Origin of the sequence: Neotamlana laminarinivorans (genome assembly GCF_020523925.1) — a bacterium.
Lineage (GTDB): Bacteria > Bacteroidota > Bacteroidia > Flavobacteriales > Flavobacteriaceae > Neotamlana > Neotamlana laminarinivorans.
The window spans coordinates 1-383 of record NZ_JAJAPW010000037.1 but is presented as its reverse complement, the minus strand read 5'-3'; the positions used below and the strand labels follow the sequence as shown (position 1 = coordinate 383).

Annotated in this window: 1 protein-coding gene; it reads right to left on the bottom strand. The window is 41.8% G+C overall.

All coding sequences use genetic code 11. The features are described 5' to 3' along the window. A partial coding sequence (locus tag LG649_RS15940; protein WP_226544810.1) for a Ty3/Gypsy family RNase HI domain-containing protein occupies positions 1-383 on the bottom strand: 383 nt, incomplete at both ends.

The following is a 383-nucleotide window of genomic DNA, read 5'->3' as shown; positions in this document are numbered from 1 at the left end:
GTCCCTGGAGTCTTTAACTCTATCTCCATCCTTTGCAAGTCATACAAAATGGGCCTTTGCGTTGACAATATCGCACTCGTACTTGCATATGATCTTCTACTCAATGCGTCAGCTACCACGTTCGCTTTTCCAGGATGGTATTGGATGGTATGATCATAATCTTTCAACAGTTCAAGCCAACGTCGTTGTCGCATGTTGAGTTCCTTTTGAGTGAAGAAATATTTGAGGCTTTTATGATCCGTAAAGATCTCCACTTTCTCCCCATACAAGTAATGCCTCCAAATCTTTAGTGCGAAGACAACAGCTGCCAACTCTAGATCATGAGTAGGATAATTCCTCTCATATTCTTTGAGTTGTCTTGAGGCATAGGCTTTGACTTTTCC